Raw genomic sequence first — 21,149 nt, forward strand, 5'->3', positions numbered from 1 at the left:
TACGAACTCGAAGATCCGACGGCCCTTATCCGCCTTCGATCTCAGATGCTGAGGCGCATGAAAATCGCCGCAGGAGAAGAGCGTGTTCGTGATGTGCTCATCATGGAATTTGTAATTAACTAGGGATGTGAAAATGGAACTTATCGCTGACATCTTGATGATTTGTGGCACGTTGTCTGTAGCCATCTATTGCATGGTACTCTCGCGCCGTTTGCGCAGCTTTACCAATTTAGAGAAGGGAATGGGGGGCGCCATCGCCGTTCTATCCGTTCAGGTCGACGACATGACCAAAACGCTGACCATTGCGCAAAAATCTGCGTCCGGGTCCGCAGTGCGGCTTCAGGATCTCAATCAAAAATCCGAACAGACGGCCAAGCGGTTGGAATTATTGATCGCATCCATGCACGATCTTCCCGATGTTGCCCCCCCGCCAATGGCGCAGGCCGCGGCCCCCACACCTGTGGCTCCGCGCGCGGATGAGCCCGTGATGCATAGCGGCGATGATTCTGGTCAGGTTGTATCAGAGGCCTTTTTCTCTAGTCGTCGCGCCCGAATGGAGGCCGCAGAATGACCAAGGAAAAGCAAAGAAAAGAGGCCAAGCCCAAGGTGAAAAGGCGATCCTTAAAGGCGGGGCGTGGCGCACTTTTTCTGTTGTCCGCCGTCTTGTTTGCGTCTGCGAGTGTGCGGGTTTTTTCGGGAACAGGCGCCGCGATCGCCAAAGAGGTTGCTGATTTGAGCCAAAGCGAAACGCCCGTGGTGGCACCGGTCGACCCGCTCGCATGCATGGTTGATGAGGATCTGGAGACGTTGATCACTGCGTTGCGGCAACGTGAGGATTCTGTGGCGCAAAAAGAACTCGAAATCGAAGAAAAACTTGCCGTTGTCGACGTCGCGCGCGTGGAGATTGAAGAAAGTTTCAAGGCGTTGGAAATCGCCGAATCGAGATTGGCCGCAACTATGGCTGTTTCCAATACCGCAGCCGAAGATGATCTTGCGCGTCTTACATCCGTGTATGAAAGCATGAAGTCAAAAGACGCGGCGGCTCTATTCCAAGCTATGGCACCGGACTTTGCCGCTGGATTTTTGGGTCGTATGCGCGCGGATGCCGCGGGTGAAATCATGGCCGGACTACCGCCAGAATTTGCCTACACGGTATCTGTGATTTTGGCTGGACGAAATGCCAACGCACCAAGCGAGTGACGACAGCGGAATCTTAAGACTTCCATGTCAGATTGCGGATGAAATCAAAATTTAGGCAGGCATTGAACACATGATTGGTATCGTTGGTATTCTGGTTATCTTCGTCATGGTTTTTGGCGGCTACATCTTGGCGGGCGGCAAGATGGGCATCATCCTAAAGGCGCTGCCTTTCGAATTTATGATGATTGGTGGCGCGGCTGCGGGTGCCTTTCTCATCTCTAACGATATGGCGGGAGTCAAACACACCCTGAAAGACATGGGAAAGGTTTTTAAGGGATCGAAATGGAAACATGATGACTACAAAGATTTGTTGTGTCTGTTGTTTGAACTAATCCGTTTGGCGCGCCAAAATCCGGTCGGATTGGAAGAGCACGTTGAGGCGCCCGATGAGTCAAACATTTTCACCAAATACCCTAAAATTCTGGCCGATAAAGAGGCCATTGCTCTTATTTGCGATACACTGCGGTCGGCGTCGATGAACTATGACGACCCTCATCAAGTTGAGGAGGTGTTGGAAAAGCGGATTGAAGCAAACCTGACTCATGCCTTGCACTCGCCGCATGCGATGGCCGCCATTGGTGATGGCTTGCCCGCGCTGGGGATTGTGGCCGCCGTTCTGGGTGTGATCAAGACTATGGCATCAATCGATCAACCACCTGAAATTCTTGGTAAAATGATTGGTGGCGCGCTTGTTGGTACGTTTTTAGGAGTGTTCTTGGCCTACGGTTTGGTCGGGCCGTTTTCTGCAAAAATGCAAAGTGTGATAGAGGAGGATGGCCATTTCTATCAGCTTATTCGCGAAGTGTTGGTGGCCAATCTGCACAACCACGCGACCAATATCTGTATCGAGGTCGGTCGGCAAAACACACCCGGCCACCACCGCCCCAGTTTTTCGGAGTTGGAAGAGGCGCTCAAAGATGTGAAGACGGAGGCGGCATGATCCGAGCGCTCACCGTCCTGTTCTTGGCGATTTCAACCGTTTGTGCTCATGCGCAAACGGTTACATTGCGTTCGGCTGATCATGCGGGGTTTTCGCGGTTGGTGGTTGATCTTCCGTCGGGCACAAAATGGACGTTTGGGAAATCGGGCGATGCCTATGAATTTCGGTCGGGAATCGATGATCTGACGTTTGACGCGTCCAACGTCTTTGTGCGGATGACGAGAGATAGAATTACGCAAGTAACGCCGATGGATCGCGGGCGTCTTCAGGTGCGCATTGCCGAGACCTATCACGCAGATGTTTTCGAGCTACGCGATGGTCAGATTGTGATCGATATAAAGGATGGCGACCCCGATCCGAAGTCCGAGTATGAGGTGGCTCTTGAACCATTTCTCACAGATGTTGCGCCGGCGCCGCCGGTTGCGCAAAACAGTGAGCCCGCCGCAGATGCGCCAACACCAACACCAACACCAACACCAACGGTTGAAAGGTCAAGCAAAGGCGAATTCGATTTCGCGGGTCTCGGCCGGTTTGGTCGAACGCAAATTGGCGATGTTGCAGATAGGGTTCCGCTACCAGACGAGCCGAAACCCGAGAACATCACGGGTGCTGATTTGGGCGACTTGGCCACGACTAAATTCGATCGTGATGAATTCGTGCGGCAGTTGGAACAAAACCTGATCCAACAAATTGGGCGGGCGTCGGCCGATGGGCTTTTGGTGCCAGCCCTTCCCGATGTGGACAAGACCGAACGCATCATCGAGGAGGCGCAAGGTGATGATGTGGAGCCTGACACGCCTGTCGACGTTGATATCGCGCAACCTGCGGGGTCCACCGAAACTGACTCCCATTTGAAAATTGAGTCCGCCACAGATCGTGCGCAGCAAGCGTCTGAAAAAACGCGGCGAAATTTTGCCGTGGACGGGGGCGAATGTATCGCGACGACCCGCCTTGATATGGCTACGTGGGGATTGCCGCTCGATGAGGAATTCGAGCTTCCGCGATTGCGGGCGCAATTGATTGATGAATTGGATGCGCCGCGCCAGGAGGGCGTTTTGGATCTTGCGCGCTATTACCTGTTTCTCACCTATGGCGCCGAGGCAAAGTCTGTCCTCAAATTTCTGCCGGAGGAAGATCCGGATTTACCGCTTTTGTTGGTTCTTGCTGAGATATTTGAGGAAAGTTATGCGGATGAACCTGGGCCTCTTTTGGATCAGCAAAGCTGTGATACAGCCGCGTCTTTGTGGAGTGTCATGGCAACACAATCGCTGTCCAAAGGCCAAGATTATAATCGTGCCGCAATTATAGCTGCCTTCAATGTTCTACCTCATCATCTACGCCGTGCCATTGGTCCCGACCTTGCGCGTCGATTTGCGGAGATTGGCGATACGCAGACCGCCGCGCAGATCAAAAGCGTGTTCACACGTACCGCGCCACTTGAGGGGACGGATGTTCTTTTGATGGATGCGTCGATCGCGGAAAGTCAAAATGACCATGAGAGATCCGACGAACTCGTCTTGGAGGTTGTGGAAAATCATTCGCATGAAAAGCCGCAAACGCTGATAGATTTCGTAAAGGCCCAACGAGAAAAAGACGCGCCTGTCACGGTCCAAGTGGCCGATACGGCCGAAACGATCGCCGTCGAATACCGTCATCACGACCTCGAAGAGGCGCTTGTCGAGGCGTCTATTGTAGCGCGTATTTTGACAGGCGACATTGATCGTGCACTTGCGCAACTCAAGTTGGCTGAAACTGCCAAACGCGTCTCTGAGGAGGCCGCGGTTGATTTGCGCAAACTCGCCTTGGCCGAGTCGATAGACTCCCAGTCCGATGATGTCTTTTTGAAAGCAGTCTTTAGGAACATCGATTTCATGGAGGCGCACATGAAGGACGATGCATCGTTGGGGGGTGTTTCGACGCGGCTTTATGACCTCGGGTTCGACGATGCCGCCCAACGCCTCGGAAACGTCATGCCAGAGTCTCAAGGCGAGAGTGCTTCGGACGATCATCGCGCCTTGGTGTCCGGAGATTGGACAGAACTGCTAACGTCTGAAAACCCAAGCTACGCGACCCTCGCCAAGGCTGTTGTGGCGCAGCCATCTATCTTGACCGAGACGCCGCGCGCGCCGGATTTGGTCGAATTAGAAACGCTCCTGACGGATATCAAATCAAAGCGGGAATCCGTTTTAGACCTTCTTTCAAAATAGCGGTCGATCCGCGACCGTGGTTACCATTTGTAAACGCTCGTGGCGCTACAACAGGGTTACCAAAGAAAGAATTTCTGGTGATGCAAAATGCAAAATAGGTGCCCTTGCGCATGGTGTCCGGCGGTGACGCCAGCGCAGATGTGTGAATACGGATCTCATGCGATCGACGCGTCAATGCGTCAGGCGCAGGAGATGCGCGCGTGAATTTTTCCATGAAGTCTATGTTTAGCCCGACCATTTTGCTCGCCTTGGCCCTAATGACAGTGATTGTCATGATGGTTTTGCCAATGCCCTCGTGGATGCTCGATGTCGGCTTGGCCGCGAGTTTTGCCTTGGCCATTTTGATCTTTACCGTAACTTTGTTTGCTGAACGCCCGCTAGATTTCTCGGCGTTCCCCACTGTTTTACTCGCCAGTTTGATGCTGCGTTTGTCCCTAAACGTCTCGTCGACAAAGCTCATTATCGGGCAGGGTCACACAGGCACCTCTGCGGCTGGACATGTGATCGAGGGCTTCGCTAACTTTGTGATGGGTGGCTCGGTTATACTTGGCCTTGTGGTCTTTATCGTACTCTTGATCGTGAACTTCATGGTTATCACCAAAGGTGCGGGACGCATGGCCGAGGTTGGCGCGCGCTTTGCGTTGGATGGGATGCCCGGCAAACAATTGGCGATTGATGCCGACATGTCTGCGGGCGCGATTACCCACGCGGAAGCCAAAGAACGCCGTGAACGCGAATTGGCCGAAACCACATTCTTTGGCTCATTGGACGGTGCGTCGAAATTTGTGAAAGGCGATGCGGTTGCGGGCCTTTTGATAACCATGATGAATTTGGTCATGGGGCTAGTGATCGGTGTCGTATCCAAAGGGATGCCAATTGGCGAAGCCTTTGAAACCTATTCTATTTTGACGGTCGGCGACGGGCTTGTGAGCCAAATTCCCTCTGTGATCATCTCAATTGCCGCCGCATTGTTGTTGGCAAAAGGTGGGGCAAACGGTCCGGTCGACATGGCGCTTTTTGCGCAGCTGGGACGTTACCCGCCAGCTTTGTTCACCGTTGCCATTTTACTAGCGCTTTTTGCCTTTGTGCCTGGATTGCCATTTGTGCCGTTCATTATCGGCGCGATTGGATTGGCGTGGGCTGGTTGGGTCGTGAAAAAGCGCGCGGATGATTTGGGAAAAGAGACCGCGAAAACCGACGAAGCTGCACAGCCAGAGCGCAGTGAGTCGCTCGGTGATATCCTTGATCTCGACGAAATTCATGTCGAATTTGCCGCTGATCTTATTCCTATGGTCCTTGACCCGCAGACGGGGATTGATGCGCGCATCACCAATATGCGCAACCATGTCGCGACATCATTTGGGTTGATCCTACCCGAGATCCGCTTGACCGATGATCCATCTTTGCCGTCGGGACGATATGTTGTGCGCGTGCAAGGGGTCCAGCAAGTGACGGACACCCTACGTCAGGAAAAAGTTCTCGCACTTTTGGGGGGCGGCGAGGCGGGGTTGCCATTGGGCGAGGATGTGGCGGAGCCAGTGTACGGCGCGCCCGCACGGTGGATCGAGCAAAGTGCAAAAGACGATTACGCGATGCAGGGCTGTACGGTTGTGACGCCCACGGAGGTGTTGGCGACCCACCTTTTGGAAGTCGTCAAACGTAGTTTTTCGCGCCTGCTCACAATGAAATCCTTGCGCCGTATTCTTGATGAAATGACGAACCTGTCGGATCGCACGCGCGCGGACGCCAATCAGCGCCTTATTGATGATTTGATACCCGATAAGGTTCCGATGGACATGTTGCTATCTGTGCTGCGCCTGTTGTTGGACGAGCGTGTTTCAATTCGCAATATGCCGCTCATTCTTGAATCAATTGCTGAGGCGCGTGGCGCGCACGCGACCCCCGAAAGCGTATGCGAGCACGTTCGTCAACGATTGGGGTTTCAAATTATTTCGGAAATCCGCCGCGATGATGGAACGTTGCCTTTGTTGCAACTCGCACCGGAATGGGAACAAACGTTCTCATCCTATCAAATCGAAAATGAACGCGGGCACGGCGATATTGCGTTGCCGCCCGACCAATTCAATAAACTGGCCAAAGCGATGGCTGATCGCATCGCAAAGGCAGGAGAAAACGGGATATATCCTGCGGTTGTTACGTCAACGCCGCGCCGCCGTTTTATCCGGACGGTATTGTCGGCGCAGGGCATCCAAAACCCTGTGTTTTCCTTCGATGAAATCGGCGTAGATGCGCGCCCGTCATTGGTCGGTTTGGTCCCTGCGTAATGGAGTACCTAGAAACCCTGTCTCAAATGTCACAACCGGCGCTCATCGCCGCGTTTTTGGTGTTTGTGCGGGTGGGGGCGGCCATGGCTGTTTTGCCTGCCTTTGGCGAGCAAACGGTTTCGGTACGGGTTCGATTGGCCCTGACATTGGCATTCACGGCAATTGTTTTTCCTGCGGTGGCGATCGATCCACTCATACTTAATACATCTCTCGTGGTGTTGGGCCCATCCATGTTGGCAGAGGTCGTATCCGGATTAACCATCGGCATTATAGTGCGTTTGAGTGTTATGGCGCTTCAAATTGCAGGTACGATCATTTCCCAGTCGACATCGTTGTCACAACTGTTTGGCGGTGGTGCGGTCGATGCACAGCCCGCGATGGGACATATATTGTTTACGGCTGGATTGGCGTTGGCGGTTACTCTTGGCCTGCATGAACGCATCGCTTTGTTGCTCATCCAGTCGTATGATTTATTCCCCGCGGGGAAGTTTCCAGACCCGCGTGATCTGTCATTGCTAATGGTCGGGCATGTGGCACATGCGTTTGCATTGGCGTTTTCGTTTTCTGGCCCGTTCTTGATCGCGTCAGTGATCTACAACACGGCTTTGGGTGTCATCAATAGAGCTATGCCACAGCTTATGGTCGCTCTTGTCGGCGCGCCCGCAATTACGTTGGGTGGCTTGATCTTGTTATTCCTGACCGCGCCGCTGTTGCTCGAAATCTGGATCAATCATTTCTATCGCACGATTCAAAATCCGCTCGGGATATTCTGATGGCGGACGATGATGATAGTGATAAGCAACACGAGCCATCCCAAAAGAAACTGGATGATGCGCGAAAACGAGGCGAAATTCCGCGATCCACAGATGTGGCGACGGCCTCGGCATATTTGGGATTTGTTGTCACGGCGATGGCCATTGGGGGGGCGGCCCTGCAATCCACGGGCAACGTGATGTACGGAGTTTTGGAAAACGTTGATCTGTTGAGTGATGCGTGGTTTGACGGCTCCGGATCTGCGTGGGGTGGGGGGCTTATGGGCGAAATCCTTATCTCGCTCATCCCGTGGTTTCTGATCCCCGCGGCCTTTGTTGTGGCGACTCTTTTTGCTACCCAGTCACTCGTATTTGCGACCGATCGCATTGAGCCGAAGATGTCAAAAATTTCTCTGATCTCCAACGCGAAGAACAAGTTTGGCCGCGCGGGTATTTTCGAATTCGCCAAGAGCTTTTTCAAGCTGTCGATCTATTCGATTGTGGTTGGGATATACCTCTGGTCGAAGCTGCCGGAAATGGTGTCGACGATGTCGTTGAGCCCCGGCATGATTACCGTTGAGCTTTTGCAATTGGGGTTGGGATTCTTTGCAATTGTCTTGGCGATCTCAATCGTCATCGGCGGTGTGGACTACCTGTTTCAGGTCAACGAACACCTACGGAAAAATCGCATGTCTCATAAAGAGATGCGTGACGAGGCAAAGGATCAGGATGGCGATCCACATATGAAGCAAAAGCGGCGCCAAAAAGCATATGAAATAGCAATGAACCAAATGATGAAAGAGGTTCCCAAGGCCGATGTCATTATCGTCAACCCGACCCATTACGCCGTTGCTTTGAAATGGGACCGGATGCTCGGTGGTGCGCCGGTCTGTGTGGCCAAGGGTGTTGACGAAATTGCCGCGACCATTCGCGAAATTGCCGCCGAACATGACATTCCGATCCACCGCGATCCGCCCACCGCGCGCGCTATTTATGCGGGTGTCGATCTCGGACAAGAAATCTGGCCCGAACACTATCCGGCCGTTGCCGCGTCCATCCGGTTTGCCGAAGAGATGCGCAAAAAGATGCGCGCCAAACGGAGTGTTGGACTGTGACGCAAAAGACAAGAAAGATCGAGCAACTCAAAGACGTGGCTCAAGTGACACTGACATTGGAGCTTGGGCGATTGGCTCAAATTCGAGCGGAAGAGGTGTCATTTCAAAGCCGTCTGGATGCACTTACAGACTCCGCAAAACAACGCAGCGCGCAAATGCAAAGCGTAGACGATTTTGATTCAGCGATGCGCGGTGGCGCAGATGCAAAGTGGACGGCATGGCTGAGTGACGAACGGCGCCGCGTTTTGCGTGATATGGCGACGATAGCAGAACGGCGCGAAGTTCAATTTGAACTTACGCGCCGCGCCTTTGGTAAGGTTGAAGCTCTCAAAGCCCTTGCAAAAAAGAGCGCGTCTAAACCGTAGCCTATCCTACATCTTGACGAACGATATCCGTCACAAGCACGCTTTCAATATCGTCTCCTAAAATCGCACTGGCGACTTCCAAAAGCGAGGCGCGCAGGCTTTGCATTTTGGTGCTCTCGGTAAAGGAGCCTTTGAACCCACCGATGTTGGCATGATCAAACAGAACTTGCAAAAAGGCATCGCGCAATTTGGGTTCCTGCGCGTAAATTTTCTCGCGCGCATTTGGTAGGGTTTCCAGACTGATTGAAAGAACAATCATTGCGGACACCTGTCCCTCTTCCATGTCCGGAATGACGAATTGGTTGTTGAGTTTGACGTAGTCAAAAACGACCGCCTCCTCGGGTGTCTCCGGAGCTGCATCATCCGAATGCTGAGGCGCATTTGGATCCTCGCCGCATGGTCCCAGTTCGGCCGCTTCGGGCGCAGGGCGCAACATAAGCCCGCCCCCGACACCTAGTCCAAGACCGACGAGCGCAAGCAGGATTGGTATGAGTTTTCCCATCATCGTGCTCCGTTAGAACGGAAGAAGGATATCGGCAATTTGTTGGCCGTATCGCGGTTGTTGCATTTGAGAGATCTGGCCGCGCCCGCCATAAGAAATGCGTGCGGATGCAATTTTTTCATATGTGATTTCATTCTTGCGCGAAATGTCTTCGGGTCTGACGTAGCCCTCGACCAACAGTTCACGGATTTCATAATTGACCCTGACCTCTTGGGATCCCGAGATGCGCAATACGCCGTTGGGCAGCACATCAAGGATCGTCGCCGCGACCATCAGCTGTAGTTTTTCATTGCGCCGAACGGAGCCGGAGCCAGACGATGACGAGTTGCTGGAGGTGCCGACAGCGTTTGCCATTGTTGCGCCTTCGGGCAGAATTTCGTTGACGCGTTCGGGGATACCAAGCAGACCATCAATGCCCATACTTTCGGACCCTGAACGACCGCGTGAGCTATTGTTCGAAATTTCGGCGCTCTCGTCGATTTCGATAACCACTGTGAGGATGTCACCGCGTTCAATGGCGCGCCGGTCACCCAACAAAGACTGACGTGACGCGGTCCATAAAGAGGCGCCGTCCAGCGGCGTTGTCTTTTCAACATGCATCGGCAGTCCAGGGTTCATCATGGCAGAGGCTTCGGAGGATTCCTGAATAGGTTTGAAGTCAGGCAAACGGCCAACTTCCTCTAGCGGTGAACAGGCGCAAAGGGCCACAAAGGCGATTGATGCTGTGATGGGTTTCATTGCTTCCCTCATTGAGTTGTGAGACGGCCGACATGGACGGCGCCATTTGGTCCGACGATGCCGGTGACAATAGTTTTTGATGACAGGTTCATAACGCGCACCGTGTCTCCGATGCCCGCACGACTAAGCGATCTTGCGTCCGCCGAAATAGTGAGTGATCCCTGCGTGAAATGGAGCGGTACAATTGCATTGCGCTCTATCAGCGCTGGGGCGCCAACGTCCGTGATGCGGATGGGTCGACCCGCGTAGAGCATCCCCTTTGCCTCAAGGCCCACGGCTTCCTCAACTGAAATGAGCGTCCCTGCGATGTCGCCCCCGACCACTTTCAAATCGTCGGCTGACAGGAGCGTTTGAGCACGAATGTTTCGCGCCGCGACCAAGGTGTCTGCATGCGCGCTTGCGGGTAGGGCGAGGGTTGCGACCAAGGCTATGATTGCAAAACGGATCATCGAATATTGCTCGTGGCCGATAGCATCTGATCGGCAGCAGTGATCACTTTTGCATTGAGCTCATAGCCGCGCTGGGCCTCGATCAATTCAGTGACTTCTCGCACGGCGTCAACAGAGCTGTCCTCTAGATAGCCCTGTCTCAATGTGCCCAATCCGTCAGTTCCGGGAATGGAGACAATGGCGGGGCCAGATGCGGGGCTTTCGAGGAACATGTTCGATCCGATAGCTTCCAAACCTTTGGAGTTGCTAAAACCGGCCAAGGTGAGTTGTCCGAGCAATTCGGGTTCTATGCGGTCGTTGAAGTAGGCATAAACCTCCCCTTCGGCGTTAATGGAGATCGAGCGCGCATCATCCGGAATGGTGATATTGGGCACTAGGGCAAAGCCCTCTGATGTCACAATTAACCCGTCTGCGGATCGTTTGAGTGTCCCGTCTCGCGAATACGCGGATTGACCGGAGGGGAGTGCGACCTCGAAATATCCCTTACCTTCGATTGCAATATCCAAGTCGCCGTTCGTTTGGGATAGCGATCCTTGGGCCAGTTGCACCGTCACCGATGAGGGCCGCACACCAAGGCCAAGCTGCACACCGGTTGGTAACACCGTACCGTCCGCGGCATTGATAGTCCCCGGGCGCGCCATTTGTTGGTAGTGAAGATCGGAAAACTCGGCGCGGCGCGCGTTGTAGCCCGTAGTGTTCATGTTCGCGAGGTTTTGCGAAATGGTTTCCACGCGCATTTGCTGCGCACTCATGCCAGTTGCGGCGATTTTAAGAGCTCTCATGATCGATCTCCTTTAACGGCCAAGCGTTGAGATGACACCGCGAATGCGTTCATCTTCTTGCTCGGAAAATTTCTGGCCCATCGTATAGGCGTGCTGAACCTCGATCATGCGGGTGATTTCCGTGATCGGATTCACGTTGGAGTTTTCAACATATCCCTGCAAAATTGCGGCACCCTCATAGGGTTCGACGCCGCCCTCGGTGTAAAACCGAACTCCGTCTTGGCGATTGAGCGAATTGGGGTCGGTGGGCAAATAGAGGCCAATTTGAGCAACCGGCAAACCATCGGCGGACATTGTGCCGTCCGCAGCAACCGCAACGGATTTTGCATCTGGCGGAATGAAAATGGCGGCCCCGCCGTTGTCGAGCAACCTGTAACCGTCATGGGTTGTCAGCTCGCCTTGATCATTGGGTGTGAACGCTCCGGCGCGGGTGAGCGCCTCGCCCTGTGGAGTTTCAATGAGGAAAAACCCGTCACCTTCAATTGCCAAATCAAACGTCCCGCCCGTTGGGGTCAATGGCCCCTGCGCGTCACTGGTATGGCGGACGTCACCGCTTGCCATCGACAAAGACGGCTCGCCCGGTTCAAGCGCGGAGATGTATTCAGAGAAAATAAGCCCCTCTTTGCGAAAGCCCGTTGTCGATGCGTTGGCCACGTTGTTTGCAATGGCCTGAAGCTCGTTCTTGAGACCCGAAAGACGGGTGAGAACGGTATATCCAGCGCTATCCATCAAAAGCCTCCAATCATTGGAATGAGACGCTCTTGGAAAAAGGCGATCAGGCTTTCAGTCATGAACCCCATCGACATCCAGAACACGATCAGGATTGCACCCAGTTTAGGCACAAACGTCAGTGTCATTTCTTGAATGCTCGTCAGTGCTTGGAACAGACCAACACCGACACCCGTGACGAGGGCGACCAAAAGAATGGGGGTGGAGATCACCACCGACATCCAAAGACCTTGGCGCAATGTGTCATAAAAGATGATTTCATCCATGATTTACACCGGCATCCGTAGAATTTCTTGGTAGGCTTCGACGACCTTGTCGCGGACTGTTACGACCGTTTCGACGGCCAGTTCGGACTGTGCCAATGCCATAACGAGGGCTTGACTGTCTGCCTGCCCGACGAGGGCCGCCTTTGCGATTTCCTCGCTTTCGGACAGCGTTTGTGCGAACGACTTGGTTGCATCGACAAAGGAATTGCCTTGCATGCCTGCGTTGGGATCGGCCCTTGGAGATGTGGCGGGCTTGGTCGCTGCATAGCCTTGGTTTGCGATCGTGGAGCGGATATCCATTCTGGTTACCTTCCTTTAATTTAACGGCGCAGCAGTTCGAGCAACGACGACGACATCTGTCGCGCCTGATCGAACATTTTGAGATTCGCCTCGTAACTGCGTTGGGCTTCACGGGCATCCGCGACTTCGAACATCAGGTCTACATTTGATCCGTCGTAGAACCCTTGGTCATCGGCCATAGGGTTTCCCGGGTCGAAAACACGGTTGAGGGCGCTGCGATCCAATTCGACAGGGCCGGTTTCCACGCCACCTGTCTTTTGTCCGTTCTGCATCTCCGCCTCAAAGGATACTGTCTTGCGATGGTAACCAGGGGTGTCGGCGTTCGCGATGTTCTCGGAGACGTGGCGCAGCCGGTTTGCTTGCGCCTTCATCCCTGATGCGGACAAGGAGAGAGTTTGTGTTAGGTCAGTCATCAATTATATCCTCACCGTTTCCCAATGGATGCGCGTAAAATCGACATCGAGCTTTTGTAAACACTGAGTGCTAGCTCATGCTGGTGTCGGGTTTGCGCCGCTTTCATCATTTCCGTTTCAAGCGAGACCGTGTTGCCGTTGGGCGATGACGGGTCGGGTGAATCGGTCGTCTCAAGAAGAGGGGAATGTGCGCCAGTGTTCGTGACATGACCTGTGCGTGTTGCGCGCAGTTGTCCTGCGCCCTCCGACGCCTGAAAGGCATCCGAAAACGTCACAGTGTCACGCGCCCGATAGCCGGGCGTGTCTGCGTTCGCCACATTCTTTGCAACCAATTCTTGGCGCGCAGTGGAATGGCGAGCTAATCCGCTTGTGAGGCGAAAAATATCCAGATTTTCAAACATCGGGGCTTCTCCCGCGACTTCGTGTCAACCAAGGCTTAACCGTGATTCCTTTAGAAAGGGTTTCAGAACATGGAGGACGTGATGAAACGGATCGGTCTGGATCAATTGAAAGCGGAGATCGCATCAGTCAGCGCGGCGTATTCTATCGGACGCGTTGTCGAGGCTGCGCGTGGCGTTTTGACGGTGACGGGGCTAACGGATGCGGCCGCCATCGGTGATTTGGTCGAAATCGGGCATGGCGCAACTGTGCGGCGCGGCGAAGTTTTGCAGCTTCACGCGCATACGATCACTGTTCTTGCCGATGGTGGTACGGATGGATTGTCGTTCGGTGATCCTGTGGCGCATATCGGTAAAAATGAAATCGCCCCTGATGACAGTTGGATCGGCCGCGTGGTCGATCCGTTTGGCAAAGCGATTGATGGAAAGCCGATTTTGCGCGGCGATACCACACGCGCGCTGCGTGCGGCGGCGCCTACGCCGACGGAGCGCCGCGGTTTGGGCGCGCGTCTTGAGACCGGATTAGCGGTGTTCAACACGTTGCTTCCGATTGTTCGTGGGCAACGGATTGGGCTTTTCGCGGGATCCGGGGTCGGGAAATCCACGCTTTTGGCAAAGCTGGCAACGGGTTTGCAGGCGGACGTGGTGGTCTTGGCCATGATTGGGGAGCGGGGCCGCGAAGTGCGCGAGTTCATTGAACGCGTGCTTGGCCCTGAGGGGATGAAGCGTACTGTTATTGTCGCGGCGACCTCGGATCAGGCACCATTGGTGCGCCGCCGTTGTGCATGGACGGCGATGGCTGTGGCTGAGCATTTCAGGGATCAAGGCAAACAGGTGTTATTTTTAGCTGATTCTGTCACGCGGTTTGCCGAGGCACATCGGGAAATCGCATTGGCCACCGGCGAACCCAGTTCGTTGCGCGGGTTTCCTCCCTCCACATCGCATTTGATTACGTCTCTTTGTGAACGCGCGGGGCCGGGTCCGGAAACGGCGGGTGATATAACAGCCGTATTTACCGTTTTGGTGGCGGGGTCAGACATGGATGAACCGATTGCTGATATCTTGCGCGGGGTATTGGACGGGCACGTGGTTCTCAGTCGCGAAATTGCCGAGCGCGGGCGATTCCCAGCGATTGATTTGCTCCGCTCCGTGTCCCGCGCGCTTCCGGAGGCGGCATCTGATGAGGAAAATGTGATGATTCGCGATGCGCGTAGCTACCTTGGAACCTACGAGCGGTCCGAAATGATGATCCAAGCGGGCTTGTATACTAAAGGCAGTGATGAGCGACTTGATAAGGCGGTTGCGATTTGGCCTGAACTTGACAAATTTCTAGCCGCATCGGGGCGCGAGGGCACGAACGAAAGCTTTGCTCAGCTTGCAAAATGTCTCAGTGGAACGACTTTGGCCTGAGTTAGTAGGAGCCAGACAGCAAAGTGAGTGCGTTCGCGGCGGACGAGTATTGCGTGCGAGACGATTGAATGTCCGCGCGCACCAAAAACAGGCGCAGCATTTCCTGCCGCGCATCGGGATCAGAGAACTGTGAAACTTCGGTGCTTCCAAAATAACGTTCGGTTTTTTCCCGAAACTCTGAGAGTTGTTGATCGAGGTCCAAACTACCCAAAGATGACGGTAGGCCGAGCGCGGTTTCAAGCGCGCTGCGCACCGCCGTATTGCCCATAACGGAATACCAACGTCCGTTGTCCGTTGTCGATTTGTCAGCTATTTTAGATAGCTCGCGGTCAAGCGACATTGCGAGCCGCATGTTGGAATCCTGGTCTCCAACGGCAATTTCGAATTGCTGTTCTTCGAATTTAGCGGCGATTTCGTCGGGAAATGTACTCATGACTGTGTTGGGAACGCTCAGGTCGAACCCGAATGCTTTGGCCATGTCATAATAGCGTGTATCGCTTAGCTTATTTGCAAGCGCACCGTCATCCAAAATGCCGTCAGACAGCACCTTTTGTATGAAGTAAATATTATCAATATCACCGTCGAGGTCGAAGGCCCCTAGAACCACTTTTCTCAAAGTGCGATCAGAAACGAGGTCTTCGGCGGTTTTCACCTTGCCGATGTTCTCTTTGAAATAGTCGACGTCCCTTTGGATATCCGCAGATCCGCGAAAGGTTTCCATTTGGGCATCTTTGGTGCGATTGAGAAAGGCCCATCCGGAGTACCCTCCGAATGGGACTACAGGTTGAAAGCTCATTGTAAATCGCGCGTCGACAATAGCCGCTCTTCGCGGGGGAGGAGGCTACGCAACGATTTCAGCGCCTGATAGAACTGATCGGTTTGAACAGCCTCGGTGGCGAGATCAAGCAACTTGCGGCTGTCAGTGTCGGTGAGCACCTGACTCAATTGTTCGATGCCGCGAAAGAGTTGATGCTTTGCATCCGTGGCATCCGCATCTCCAGACAAAACAAGCTGTGCGATGTAGCAAATACGGCGCACGGGCGTGTTGACCTCTTCGGGGTGAATCGCATCGCGAAGCCGCAGGATGTTGGCATTCGGCGTCATGATCGAAAGACGTGACCGCCGATCACCGTTTTCAATGACCGCACCGTTGATCAGCACGCGTTCTTTCGGCCCCAGTTTTAAAACCAATCCACTCATAGCTGCGCTCCTTCGCCTTGTAGTCCGCGCATAATCGAGCGGTTGACGTCGAGAAGCGCCTCTTCGTCTGCTTTTCCTGCCAAAACTTTAGCCGTGTGATGGATGACAAACTCGGCGAGATAAAAGATTTGTGCACGGAGTTCTTTGGGCAACGCATTGTCGCTATCGGCGACATCCGAGGCCAGCAATGTCCACAATCGACGATTGTGGTTGAGCGCGGTTACAAACTTTGGAAATTCCAATTTCTTGTTTTGCGATGTTTGTTTGAGTTGCGCCGAGATGCGCGCGAAGGCGGCGTATTCGGTGCCGCGCGCGGTTCTGATCGGGGCGGCGGTGTTGGTGTAGGCCGTTCGGGCCATATTCAAAGCGTTCACGTCGGATCCTTCCGGTGACAATGAAATCTATAGCGCGGGTTTTCCGCGATGGAACTGGGGCGTCATTTTTGACGCCCCAGCCTGTGCCCTTAGCGGAAGAGCGATAGGATAGATTGCGGCGCCTGATTGGCGATGGACAACGATTGAACACCGAGCTGCTGTTGGACCTGAAGGGCCTGCAAGCGTGCTGATGCCTCTTCCATGTCCGCGTCAACCATTGAACCGATCCCTGATTTCAACGAGTCCGTCAGGTTGGAGATGAATGACGACTGAGTCTCAAGGCGTCCTTGGGCCGAACCAAATGCGGCGGATGCGTCAACGGATTGTGAAATCAGGCCATCGATTGCAGCCAACGCACCCGTGGCACCCGAATCACTTGTCACGTCGATTTGCGACAACGCACCAAGGCCACCGCTAGATGCGGACGAACCTGCCGTGCCACCCGTTGCCGCTTCGGTGAAGACTTTCATCTCCGTGTCAGAACCGTTTGTAATCGTAAGCTGATTAGCGTTCGTTCCAGTGCCTTGAGCGACTTCGTAACCATCTGTTGAGTTGGTTGCAGCACCAAAGAACGCGCTGATTTGGCTGGCTAGGTTTGCAGCGACGTCACCGGTACCATCGCTGGCCGAAGCAACGTATTCGAAGGTCCGTTGACCAGTACTGGTTCCGCCACCAGCAACGTTTACTGTCACATCATCGAGAATAACGCGAAAACTGGAACCCTCTTCAACAGCGCCGATATCAAATGTCAAAGTGCCGCCAGAGGCAGTAATTGTCGACGTCTCGTTTGTACCGTCATATGCTGTGCCGGCAAAGTCGGTGTCATCCGTACCCGCCTGGATCATGGCGTTACCCGCGGCCTGGTCAGCTGGTGCGCCTGCACCAAAGGATGCCGAGGAAGTTGGAGCGGTTACGGAGAGGTTCTGACGCCCTACGGAGATGTTAGATGCTGAAACTGATCCATCTGCGGCGCGATCAAGTGACGATAGAATCTTCAGGTCGTCAGTAGACGTTCCATCAATGAGGTTGAGGCCGTTGAACTGTGCGGCGCCCACGACAGACTTGATCTGTTCGGTCAGTGCCGTGATGTCCGTCTGGATTTTTTCGCGGTCAACGTTCTCTTCTTGTGCTGCAACAATCTTGCCTTTGATGTCAGTCAAAAGGTCGGTCACGGTTTCGGATGCGCTTGCGGCAACGGCGAGTGTAGATTGGCCTAGGGCAAGGCTATCAGAAATCCCTTGGAAGCCTTTGACGTCCGATTCCATCACTTTGGAGATCGCCCAAACGGAGGCGTTGTCTTTTGCAGTTGCAACCGACTTACCAGTCGAAATCTGGCTCTGCGTCGAAGACAGGTCGTTGTTGATGGATTTGAGAGTCTGGAGCGCAACCATTGCGCCGTTGTTAGTCAGAATGCTGGACATAGCATTTTCCTTTGATCTGTTGGCGCGTTTTGCGCCGTAAGTTTCAATAATCGCCGATCTGGCGTTTCAGGACTGTCATTCTGACGCGTTACAGTCAGACGTTTTACGTCCGACCGTGCCACCCCCTCGGGTGCACTCTGAGATTTGAGGCCTAAAGACTAATAGTGTCCTAAGGCGCCCCTCAAAGTTGTTCTCAATTTGAGGCAAAAATTGGGCAAACCGTCATGAGTTTCTCTTCATGGTTAATGATTTGGGTGTCATTGGGGCGACCTGTCCCCCTGGCCCGTATGTCTGAAACTCGGGTTTTCGCTCCTTTAGGGCGGCCAGACGATCGGTCACGGATCTGATTCCTTTTGACGTGGCCTCCAACAGTCGCTGATTGCGCGCGGCGAGGTTTTGCAGGCGCGTCAATTCATCTGGCGACACGTCCTCATGTGTGAGGGCCGTGAGGGTTTGCGCCTTTCGCGGGGCAAGGCGGACAAGGGTGTCGTAGTCTTGTTTGAGGATGGCGGCGTATTCGCGGTCATAAATCGCGGCCATGGTTTTGGCGGCGCGAAAGCGATCAAAAAATGACATTATTCTTTCTCCACTAATGCTTGGAATATGTGTTTGGCTAACCCGATACCGCCTGCTTCGACGAGTTTCTCCGCCTGCGCCTGAACGAGAAAGGACGTGAATTGGTCCTCGCCCGTGCCGCCACCGAAGGCGTCGGGCGTTTTACCGAATCCCGATGCTTTGAGCATTTCAGCTAAAAAGCCCGCTTCGAGTTTTTGCGATGCATCGCGCAGTTGATCTGTGCGCATCTGATCGGGTGTTTTGGGGGCGGGCGAAAGTGAGCCAGATACGTCCATGCCGGTTGTCTCCAATTCAATGTAATTTTTTTATGGATACCCGCTGACGGTAAAGAAGCGGTAACCAACCCAATGCATAGTGGCGCGAACATGTTAAAAACGGATGCAAGAAATGCAGATGCCAACACTGACGCGCGCGCCCGCCGCGGAGCCGACGATAGACCGACGCAAAGCCGACAACGCTGGAACGCCGAAGCAAGCGGCTGAGGACAAATCTTTTGATGATGTTATTGCGCAAGCCGATGAGGCGACACCACGCGAGGATGAGGTCACACCTTTGGCTGATCAACTGACGGTCGTTGTGGGTGAGGCTGCTAATTTGGTAGCGGCGCCAAGAGGTCACGCCATGACTGATCTGCGGCATGGATTCTTGTTGGGCGCGGCCAAGACAGGTGAGGTGGCAAGCGATGTGAGCCCATCCGAATTGCCCGTTGTGGATATGGTGGTGGGTGACGATACGCCCATCGTCCCAGACGTAGCGACACGCGGGATTGCAGGTCCGTTTGATACCGATCAGAACGCGTTGGACGCGGCGGACGCCACGCAACCGCAAAAGGCGGGTCCGGAGGTGGCATCGACATCAGGCAAGGTTGACGTGGTGGCCGATGACGGGGGCGAGGGTCCGTTCACGACACAAGCCGCCGCAGCCACGGTTGAGCGTGGAGCCGGATTAGAGACGCTAACGAGTGAGGTGGCGACACGCGAGGTGATGCAATCGCCTGTTGGTTCGGGTGCGGGGGATGTGCCGATGGCTACGCCGCGTTTGGCGACCGACAATGCGGCGCAAACACAAGAAGTGGTAGCGTCTGAAGTGCCCAAAGTTGCCGAACCGCGGGCTGTTGGTGTGAGCCTGCCAGCGCAGATTCGGACGCAGGAAGAGACGCCGTTGGTCGCGCAACATATTACAGGTGAGACTACCGTGGACGTGTCGAGGTCTGACTCGCAAACGCCTGATGTGACGGCTTTATCAGGGTTTGGATCTGGTGCGCTGCCTAAGGCGGAGAAGGCGGGTGTGAGCACGCCAAACATGTCCCCAATGGCGGATGTGACTGTCGGAGATAGTGTGCAAGACGTTTTGGCCGATCGCACCTTTGAGGGGTCAAAACCACAGGCGTCAGTGGCGTCAGACACAAATCAAGCCACACCAAAAGCTGCACTTGCTTATGCGCATATTCAAACCGCAGTGGATTTAAAGGCTGAGGTCGTCGACCCATCCGAGATGGTCGATTTCAGAACGGAGGGTGTGTTGGGCACGGTTACGCGTGAGGTGGCGCAGGCGTCGAATGTCGCACAGATACAGCGCACAGAATTGCCCGCTCATATTGCCGGACAAATTGCCGAAGCGGCGCGGCAACTCCCCGATCGTCCTGTGGAGATTACCCTAACGCCTGAGGAATTGGGCCGTGTCCGGCTTACATTTCAAGTCTCGGAAACGGGCGCGATGACGGTCGTTGTTCAGGCTGATCGGACCGAAACCGCAGATTTGATGCGCCGAAACATTCACACCCTTCAACAAGATTTCGCGGCGATGGGGTACGAGGGCAGCAGCTTTGAATTTCAACATGGCGGCCAAGGAGACGCATCGGCCAATAACGGACGTGGCGATTCAAGTGGCTCCACAACAGATCAACACGATTTGCGCGATGCCGATATCGCAGCCACCACCGTTCAGCCCCACCGCGTCTCGCTAAGCGAGAATGCCCGCGTTGATATTAGACTCTAAGGAGCACTGACATGACCGAGATTTCCCAATCAATGGCCGCAACGACAACCACCGCCGCCGCGCAGGCCGCGACAGAAAAACCGTCTGCCAATGCATTGTCATCGGATTTTGAAACATTTCTGAAAATGTTGACGGTTCAGATGCAAAACCAAGACCCGATGAACCCGATCGAATCGACAGATTACGCGGTACAACTTGCAACGTTTTCGAGTGTCGAGCAGCAGGTCCAAACCAACGATCTGATTTCGGCGTTGTCCAATCAGTTGGGTGTCATCGGGATGTCCCAGACCGCCGGTTGGGTTGGTATGGATGTGAAAAGCGATGCGCCGTCATACTTTGATGGCGAACCCGTGTCCCTGTCTGCGACCCCGAATTCAGCGGCAGACGCCGCGTATCTTTTGGTGCGAAACGCAGCGGGGACCGAGGTTCAGCGCGTTTCAGTTGATCCCAAAGAGACTGATATCTCTTGGAATGGTATGGACAAAGACGGCTATCCTTTCCCGACTGGCAAATACAGTTTTGCCATTGAAAGTCATGCAAAGGGTGCATTCCTGTCCACGGCGAGTGTGAACAGCTATTCGGAAGTGATCGAGGCGCGCCGCGATGGGGGTGACATCACGTTGATTTTGAATGGTGGCGCAGAAATTAGTGCGGAGGATGTTCAGTCTTTGCGTGAGGCAAGCTAGCGTCTTGCGCTGCTTCGGCTCGGGGACGTAAGGTGCCTCGAAT

The 21,149-nt window shown here is 54.2% G+C and carries 26 protein-coding genes; 11 read left to right on the forward strand and 15 right to left on the reverse strand.

Annotation, left to right across the window (positions count from 1 at the left end; all coding sequences use genetic code 11):
• Positions 1-133 precede the first annotated feature (133 nt).
• The 8 genes from ACTG34_RS07790 to ACTG34_RS07825 all read left to right on the forward strand — a co-directional run bounded on the left by ACTG34_RS07790 (position 134) and on the right by ACTG34_RS07825 (position 8,864).
• Positions 134-571 (forward strand): hypothetical protein, encoded by a 438-nt coding sequence (locus ACTG34_RS07790; protein ID WP_439104389.1) that lies wholly within the window; start codon positions 134-136, stop codon positions 569-571.
• Complete coding sequence (locus tag ACTG34_RS07795; protein WP_439104390.1) at positions 568-1,200, forward strand: MotE family protein; 633 nt, start codon at positions 568-570, stop codon at positions 1,198-1,200. Before ACTG34_RS07790 ends, ACTG34_RS07795 begins: the two co-directional genes overlap by 4 nt.
• A gap of 70 nt (positions 1,201-1,270) precedes the next feature.
• Complete coding sequence (gene motA, locus ACTG34_RS07800; protein WP_439104391.1) at positions 1,271-2,140, forward strand: flagellar motor stator protein MotA; 870 nt, start codon at positions 1,271-1,273, stop codon at positions 2,138-2,140.
• The gene (locus tag ACTG34_RS07805) at positions 2,137-4,347 is read left to right on the forward strand and encodes a hypothetical protein (RefSeq protein ID WP_439104392.1); all 2,211 of its coding nucleotides are present in this window, start codon (positions 2,137-2,139) and stop codon (positions 4,345-4,347) included. The genes motA and ACTG34_RS07805 overlap by 4 nt, the downstream gene beginning before the upstream one ends.
• Positions 4,348-4,559: 212 nt before the next feature.
• A complete protein-coding gene (gene flhA, locus ACTG34_RS07810; protein ID WP_439104420.1) occupies positions 4,560-6,632 on the forward strand; it encodes a flagellar biosynthesis protein FlhA in 2,073 nt (690 codons plus the stop codon).
• Entirely contained in the window at positions 6,632-7,405 is a 774-nt protein-coding gene (locus tag ACTG34_RS07815; RefSeq protein ID WP_439104393.1) for a flagellar biosynthetic protein FliR, read from the forward strand. Before flhA ends, ACTG34_RS07815 begins: the two co-directional genes overlap by 1 nt.
• Positions 7,405-8,499: an EscU/YscU/HrcU family type III secretion system export apparatus switch protein gene (locus ACTG34_RS07820; protein WP_439104394.1), complete on the forward strand. Its 1,095-nt coding sequence runs from the start codon at positions 7,405-7,407 to the stop codon at positions 8,497-8,499. The genes ACTG34_RS07815 and ACTG34_RS07820 overlap by 1 nt, the downstream gene beginning before the upstream one ends.
• Positions 8,496-8,864 (forward strand): hypothetical protein, encoded by a 369-nt coding sequence (locus tag ACTG34_RS07825; RefSeq protein ID WP_439104395.1) that lies wholly within the window; start codon positions 8,496-8,498, stop codon positions 8,862-8,864. Before ACTG34_RS07820 ends, ACTG34_RS07825 begins: the two co-directional genes overlap by 4 nt.
• Before the next feature lies 1 nt (position 8,865).
• Here ACTG34_RS07825 and ACTG34_RS07830 read toward each other — a convergent pair whose 3' ends face one another.
• The 9 genes from ACTG34_RS07830 to ACTG34_RS07870 are packed head-to-tail and all read right to left on the reverse strand — an operon-like array spanning position 8,866 to position 13,444.
• The gene (locus ACTG34_RS07830; RefSeq protein ID WP_439104396.1) at positions 8,866-9,366 is read right to left on the reverse strand and encodes a flagellar basal body-associated FliL family protein; all 501 of its coding nucleotides are present in this window, start codon (positions 9,364-9,366) and stop codon (positions 8,866-8,868) included.
• A 12-nt stretch (positions 9,367-9,378) separates the two neighbouring features.
• The gene (gene flgH / locus ACTG34_RS07835) at positions 9,379-10,104 is read right to left on the reverse strand and encodes a flagellar basal body L-ring protein FlgH (RefSeq protein ID WP_439104397.1); all 726 of its coding nucleotides are present in this window, start codon (positions 10,102-10,104) and stop codon (positions 9,379-9,381) included.
• An 8-nt stretch (positions 10,105-10,112) separates the two neighbouring features.
• Entirely contained in the window at positions 10,113-10,553 is a 441-nt protein-coding gene (gene flgA / locus ACTG34_RS07840) for a flagellar basal body P-ring formation chaperone FlgA (RefSeq protein WP_439104398.1), read from the reverse strand.
• Complete coding sequence (gene flgG, locus ACTG34_RS07845) at positions 10,550-11,335, reverse strand: flagellar basal-body rod protein FlgG (RefSeq protein ID WP_062217957.1); 786 nt, start codon at positions 11,333-11,335, stop codon at positions 10,550-10,552. Before flgG ends, flgA begins: the two co-directional genes overlap by 4 nt.
• A gap of 12 nt (positions 11,336-11,347) precedes the next feature.
• A complete protein-coding gene (locus ACTG34_RS07850; RefSeq protein WP_439104399.1) occupies positions 11,348-12,064 on the reverse strand; it encodes a flagellar hook-basal body complex protein in 717 nt (238 codons plus the stop codon).
• Positions 12,064-12,333, reverse strand: a complete 270-nt coding sequence (locus ACTG34_RS07855; protein ID WP_439104421.1) for a flagellar biosynthetic protein FliQ — start codon at positions 12,331-12,333, stop codon at positions 12,064-12,066. The genes ACTG34_RS07850 and ACTG34_RS07855 overlap by 1 nt, the downstream gene beginning before the upstream one ends.
• Positions 12,334-12,630: a flagellar hook-basal body complex protein FliE gene (gene fliE, locus ACTG34_RS07860; protein WP_439104400.1), complete on the reverse strand. Its 297-nt coding sequence runs from the start codon at positions 12,628-12,630 to the stop codon at positions 12,334-12,336.
• A 20-nt stretch (positions 12,631-12,650) separates the two neighbouring features.
• The gene (gene flgC, locus ACTG34_RS07865; protein WP_439104401.1) at positions 12,651-13,043 is read right to left on the reverse strand and encodes a flagellar basal body rod protein FlgC; all 393 of its coding nucleotides are present in this window, start codon (positions 13,041-13,043) and stop codon (positions 12,651-12,653) included.
• A gap of 11 nt (positions 13,044-13,054) precedes the next feature.
• Positions 13,055-13,444, reverse strand: a complete 390-nt coding sequence (locus ACTG34_RS07870) for a FlgB family protein (protein WP_342843155.1) — start codon at positions 13,442-13,444, stop codon at positions 13,055-13,057.
• Positions 13,445-13,525: 81 nt separating this feature from the next.
• Here ACTG34_RS07870 and ACTG34_RS07875 point away from each other — a divergent pair, with 81 nt between their 5' ends.
• The gene (locus ACTG34_RS07875; protein ID WP_439104402.1) at positions 13,526-14,851 is read left to right on the forward strand and encodes a FliI/YscN family ATPase; all 1,326 of its coding nucleotides are present in this window, start codon (positions 13,526-13,528) and stop codon (positions 14,849-14,851) included.
• Between the two features lies 1 nt (position 14,852).
• On the opposite strand, the gene ACTG34_RS07880 is transcribed toward ACTG34_RS07875, so the two are convergent.
• The 6 genes from ACTG34_RS07880 to ACTG34_RS07905 form a co-directional block, all read right to left on the reverse strand.
• The gene (locus tag ACTG34_RS07880) at positions 14,853-15,647 is read right to left on the reverse strand and encodes a DUF1217 domain-containing protein (RefSeq protein ID WP_439104403.1); all 795 of its coding nucleotides are present in this window, start codon (positions 15,645-15,647) and stop codon (positions 14,853-14,855) included.
• The gene (gene flbT, locus ACTG34_RS07885) at positions 15,644-16,051 is read right to left on the reverse strand and encodes a flagellar biosynthesis repressor FlbT (RefSeq protein ID WP_062217932.1); all 408 of its coding nucleotides are present in this window, start codon (positions 16,049-16,051) and stop codon (positions 15,644-15,646) included. The genes ACTG34_RS07880 and flbT overlap by 4 nt, the downstream gene beginning before the upstream one ends.
• Entirely contained in the window at positions 16,048-16,425 is a 378-nt protein-coding gene (gene flaF, locus ACTG34_RS07890) for a flagellar biosynthesis regulator FlaF (RefSeq protein WP_439104404.1), read from the reverse strand. Before flaF ends, flbT begins: the two co-directional genes overlap by 4 nt.
• Positions 16,426-16,514: 89 nt before the next feature.
• On the reverse strand, positions 16,515-17,846 hold the full coding sequence (locus tag ACTG34_RS07895) for a flagellin N-terminal helical domain-containing protein (RefSeq protein WP_439104405.1): 1,332 nt from the start codon (positions 17,844-17,846) through the stop codon (positions 16,515-16,517).
• A gap of 222 nt (positions 17,847-18,068) precedes the next feature.
• On the reverse strand, positions 18,069-18,422 hold the full coding sequence (locus ACTG34_RS07900) for a flagellar protein FlgN (protein ID WP_062217922.1): 354 nt from the start codon (positions 18,420-18,422) through the stop codon (positions 18,069-18,071).
• A complete protein-coding gene (locus ACTG34_RS07905; protein WP_439104406.1) occupies positions 18,422-18,697 on the reverse strand; it encodes a rod-binding protein in 276 nt (91 codons plus the stop codon). The genes ACTG34_RS07900 and ACTG34_RS07905 overlap by 1 nt, the downstream gene beginning before the upstream one ends.
• Positions 18,698-18,809: 112 nt before the next feature.
• On the opposite strand from ACTG34_RS07905, the gene fliK reads away from it, so the two are divergent.
• A complete protein-coding gene (gene fliK, locus ACTG34_RS07910; RefSeq protein ID WP_439104407.1) occupies positions 18,810-20,420 on the forward strand; it encodes a flagellar hook-length control protein FliK in 1,611 nt (536 codons plus the stop codon).
• A gap of 11 nt (positions 20,421-20,431) precedes the next feature.
• A complete protein-coding gene (locus ACTG34_RS07915; RefSeq protein WP_439104408.1) occupies positions 20,432-21,106 on the forward strand; it encodes a flagellar hook capping FlgD N-terminal domain-containing protein in 675 nt (224 codons plus the stop codon).
• Positions 21,107-21,149 lie beyond the last annotated feature (43 nt).

This window comes from Celeribacter marinus, from assembly GCF_965656515.1.
In the GTDB taxonomy this organism is placed as follows: Bacteria; Pseudomonadota; Alphaproteobacteria; order Rhodobacterales; family Rhodobacteraceae; genus Celeribacter; species Celeribacter marinus_D.

Coding starts and splice junctions, on each gene's coding strand:
- ACTG34_RS07790 (WP_439104389.1), top strand. CDS start 134: ATGGAACTTATCGCTGACATCTTGATGATTTGTGGCACGTTGTCTGTA.
- ACTG34_RS07795 (WP_439104390.1), top strand. CDS start 568: ATGACCAAGGAAAAGCAAAGAAAAGAGGCCAAGCCCAAGGTGAAAAGG.
- motA (WP_439104391.1), top strand. CDS start 1,271: ATGATTGGTATCGTTGGTATTCTGGTTATCTTCGTCATGGTTTTTGGC.
- ACTG34_RS07805 (WP_439104392.1), top strand. CDS start 2,137: ATGATCCGAGCGCTCACCGTCCTGTTCTTGGCGATTTCAACCGTTTGT.
- flhA (WP_439104420.1), top strand. CDS start 4,560: ATGAAGTCTATGTTTAGCCCGACCATTTTGCTCGCCTTGGCCCTAATG.
- ACTG34_RS07815 (WP_439104393.1), top strand. CDS start 6,632: ATGGAGTACCTAGAAACCCTGTCTCAAATGTCACAACCGGCGCTCATC.
- ACTG34_RS07820 (WP_439104394.1), top strand. CDS start 7,405: ATGGCGGACGATGATGATAGTGATAAGCAACACGAGCCATCCCAAAAG.
- ACTG34_RS07830 (WP_439104396.1), bottom strand. CDS start 9,366: ATGGGAAAACTCATACCAATCCTGCTTGCGCTCGTCGGTCTTGGACTA.
- flgH (WP_439104397.1), bottom strand. CDS start 10,104: ATGAAACCCATCACAGCATCAATCGCCTTTGTGGCCCTTTGCGCCTGT.
- flgA (WP_439104398.1), bottom strand. CDS start 10,553: ATGATCCGTTTTGCAATCATAGCCTTGGTCGCAACCCTCGCCCTACCC.
- flgG (WP_062217957.1), bottom strand. CDS start 11,335: ATGAGAGCTCTTAAAATCGCCGCAACTGGCATGAGTGCGCAGCAAATG.
- ACTG34_RS07850 (WP_439104399.1), bottom strand. CDS start 12,064: ATGGATAGCGCTGGATATACCGTTCTCACCCGTCTTTCGGGTCTCAAG.
- fliE (WP_439104400.1), bottom strand. CDS start 12,630: ATGGATATCCGCTCCACGATCGCAAACCAAGGCTATGCAGCGACCAAG.
- flgC (WP_439104401.1), bottom strand. CDS start 13,043: ATGACTGACCTAACACAAACTCTCTCCTTGTCCGCATCAGGGATGAAG.
- ACTG34_RS07870 (WP_342843155.1), bottom strand. CDS start 13,444: ATGTTTGAAAATCTGGATATTTTTCGCCTCACAAGCGGATTAGCTCGC.
- ACTG34_RS07875 (WP_439104402.1), top strand. CDS start 13,526: ATGAAACGGATCGGTCTGGATCAATTGAAAGCGGAGATCGCATCAGTC.
- ACTG34_RS07880 (WP_439104403.1), bottom strand. CDS start 15,647: ATGAGCTTTCAACCTGTAGTCCCATTCGGAGGGTACTCCGGATGGGCC.
- flbT (WP_062217932.1), bottom strand. CDS start 16,051: ATGAGTGGATTGGTTTTAAAACTGGGGCCGAAAGAACGCGTGCTGATC.
- ACTG34_RS07895 (WP_439104405.1), bottom strand. CDS start 17,846: ATGTCCAGCATTCTGACTAACAACGGCGCAATGGTTGCGCTCCAGACT.
- ACTG34_RS07900 (WP_062217922.1), bottom strand. CDS start 18,422: ATGTCATTTTTTGATCGCTTTCGCGCCGCCAAAACCATGGCCGCGATT.
- ACTG34_RS07905 (WP_439104406.1), bottom strand. CDS start 18,697: ATGGACGTATCTGGCTCACTTTCGCCCGCCCCCAAAACACCCGATCAG.
- fliK (WP_439104407.1), top strand. CDS start 18,810: ATGCAGATGCCAACACTGACGCGCGCGCCCGCCGCGGAGCCGACGATA.
- ACTG34_RS07915 (WP_439104408.1), top strand. CDS start 20,432: ATGACCGAGATTTCCCAATCAATGGCCGCAACGACAACCACCGCCGCC.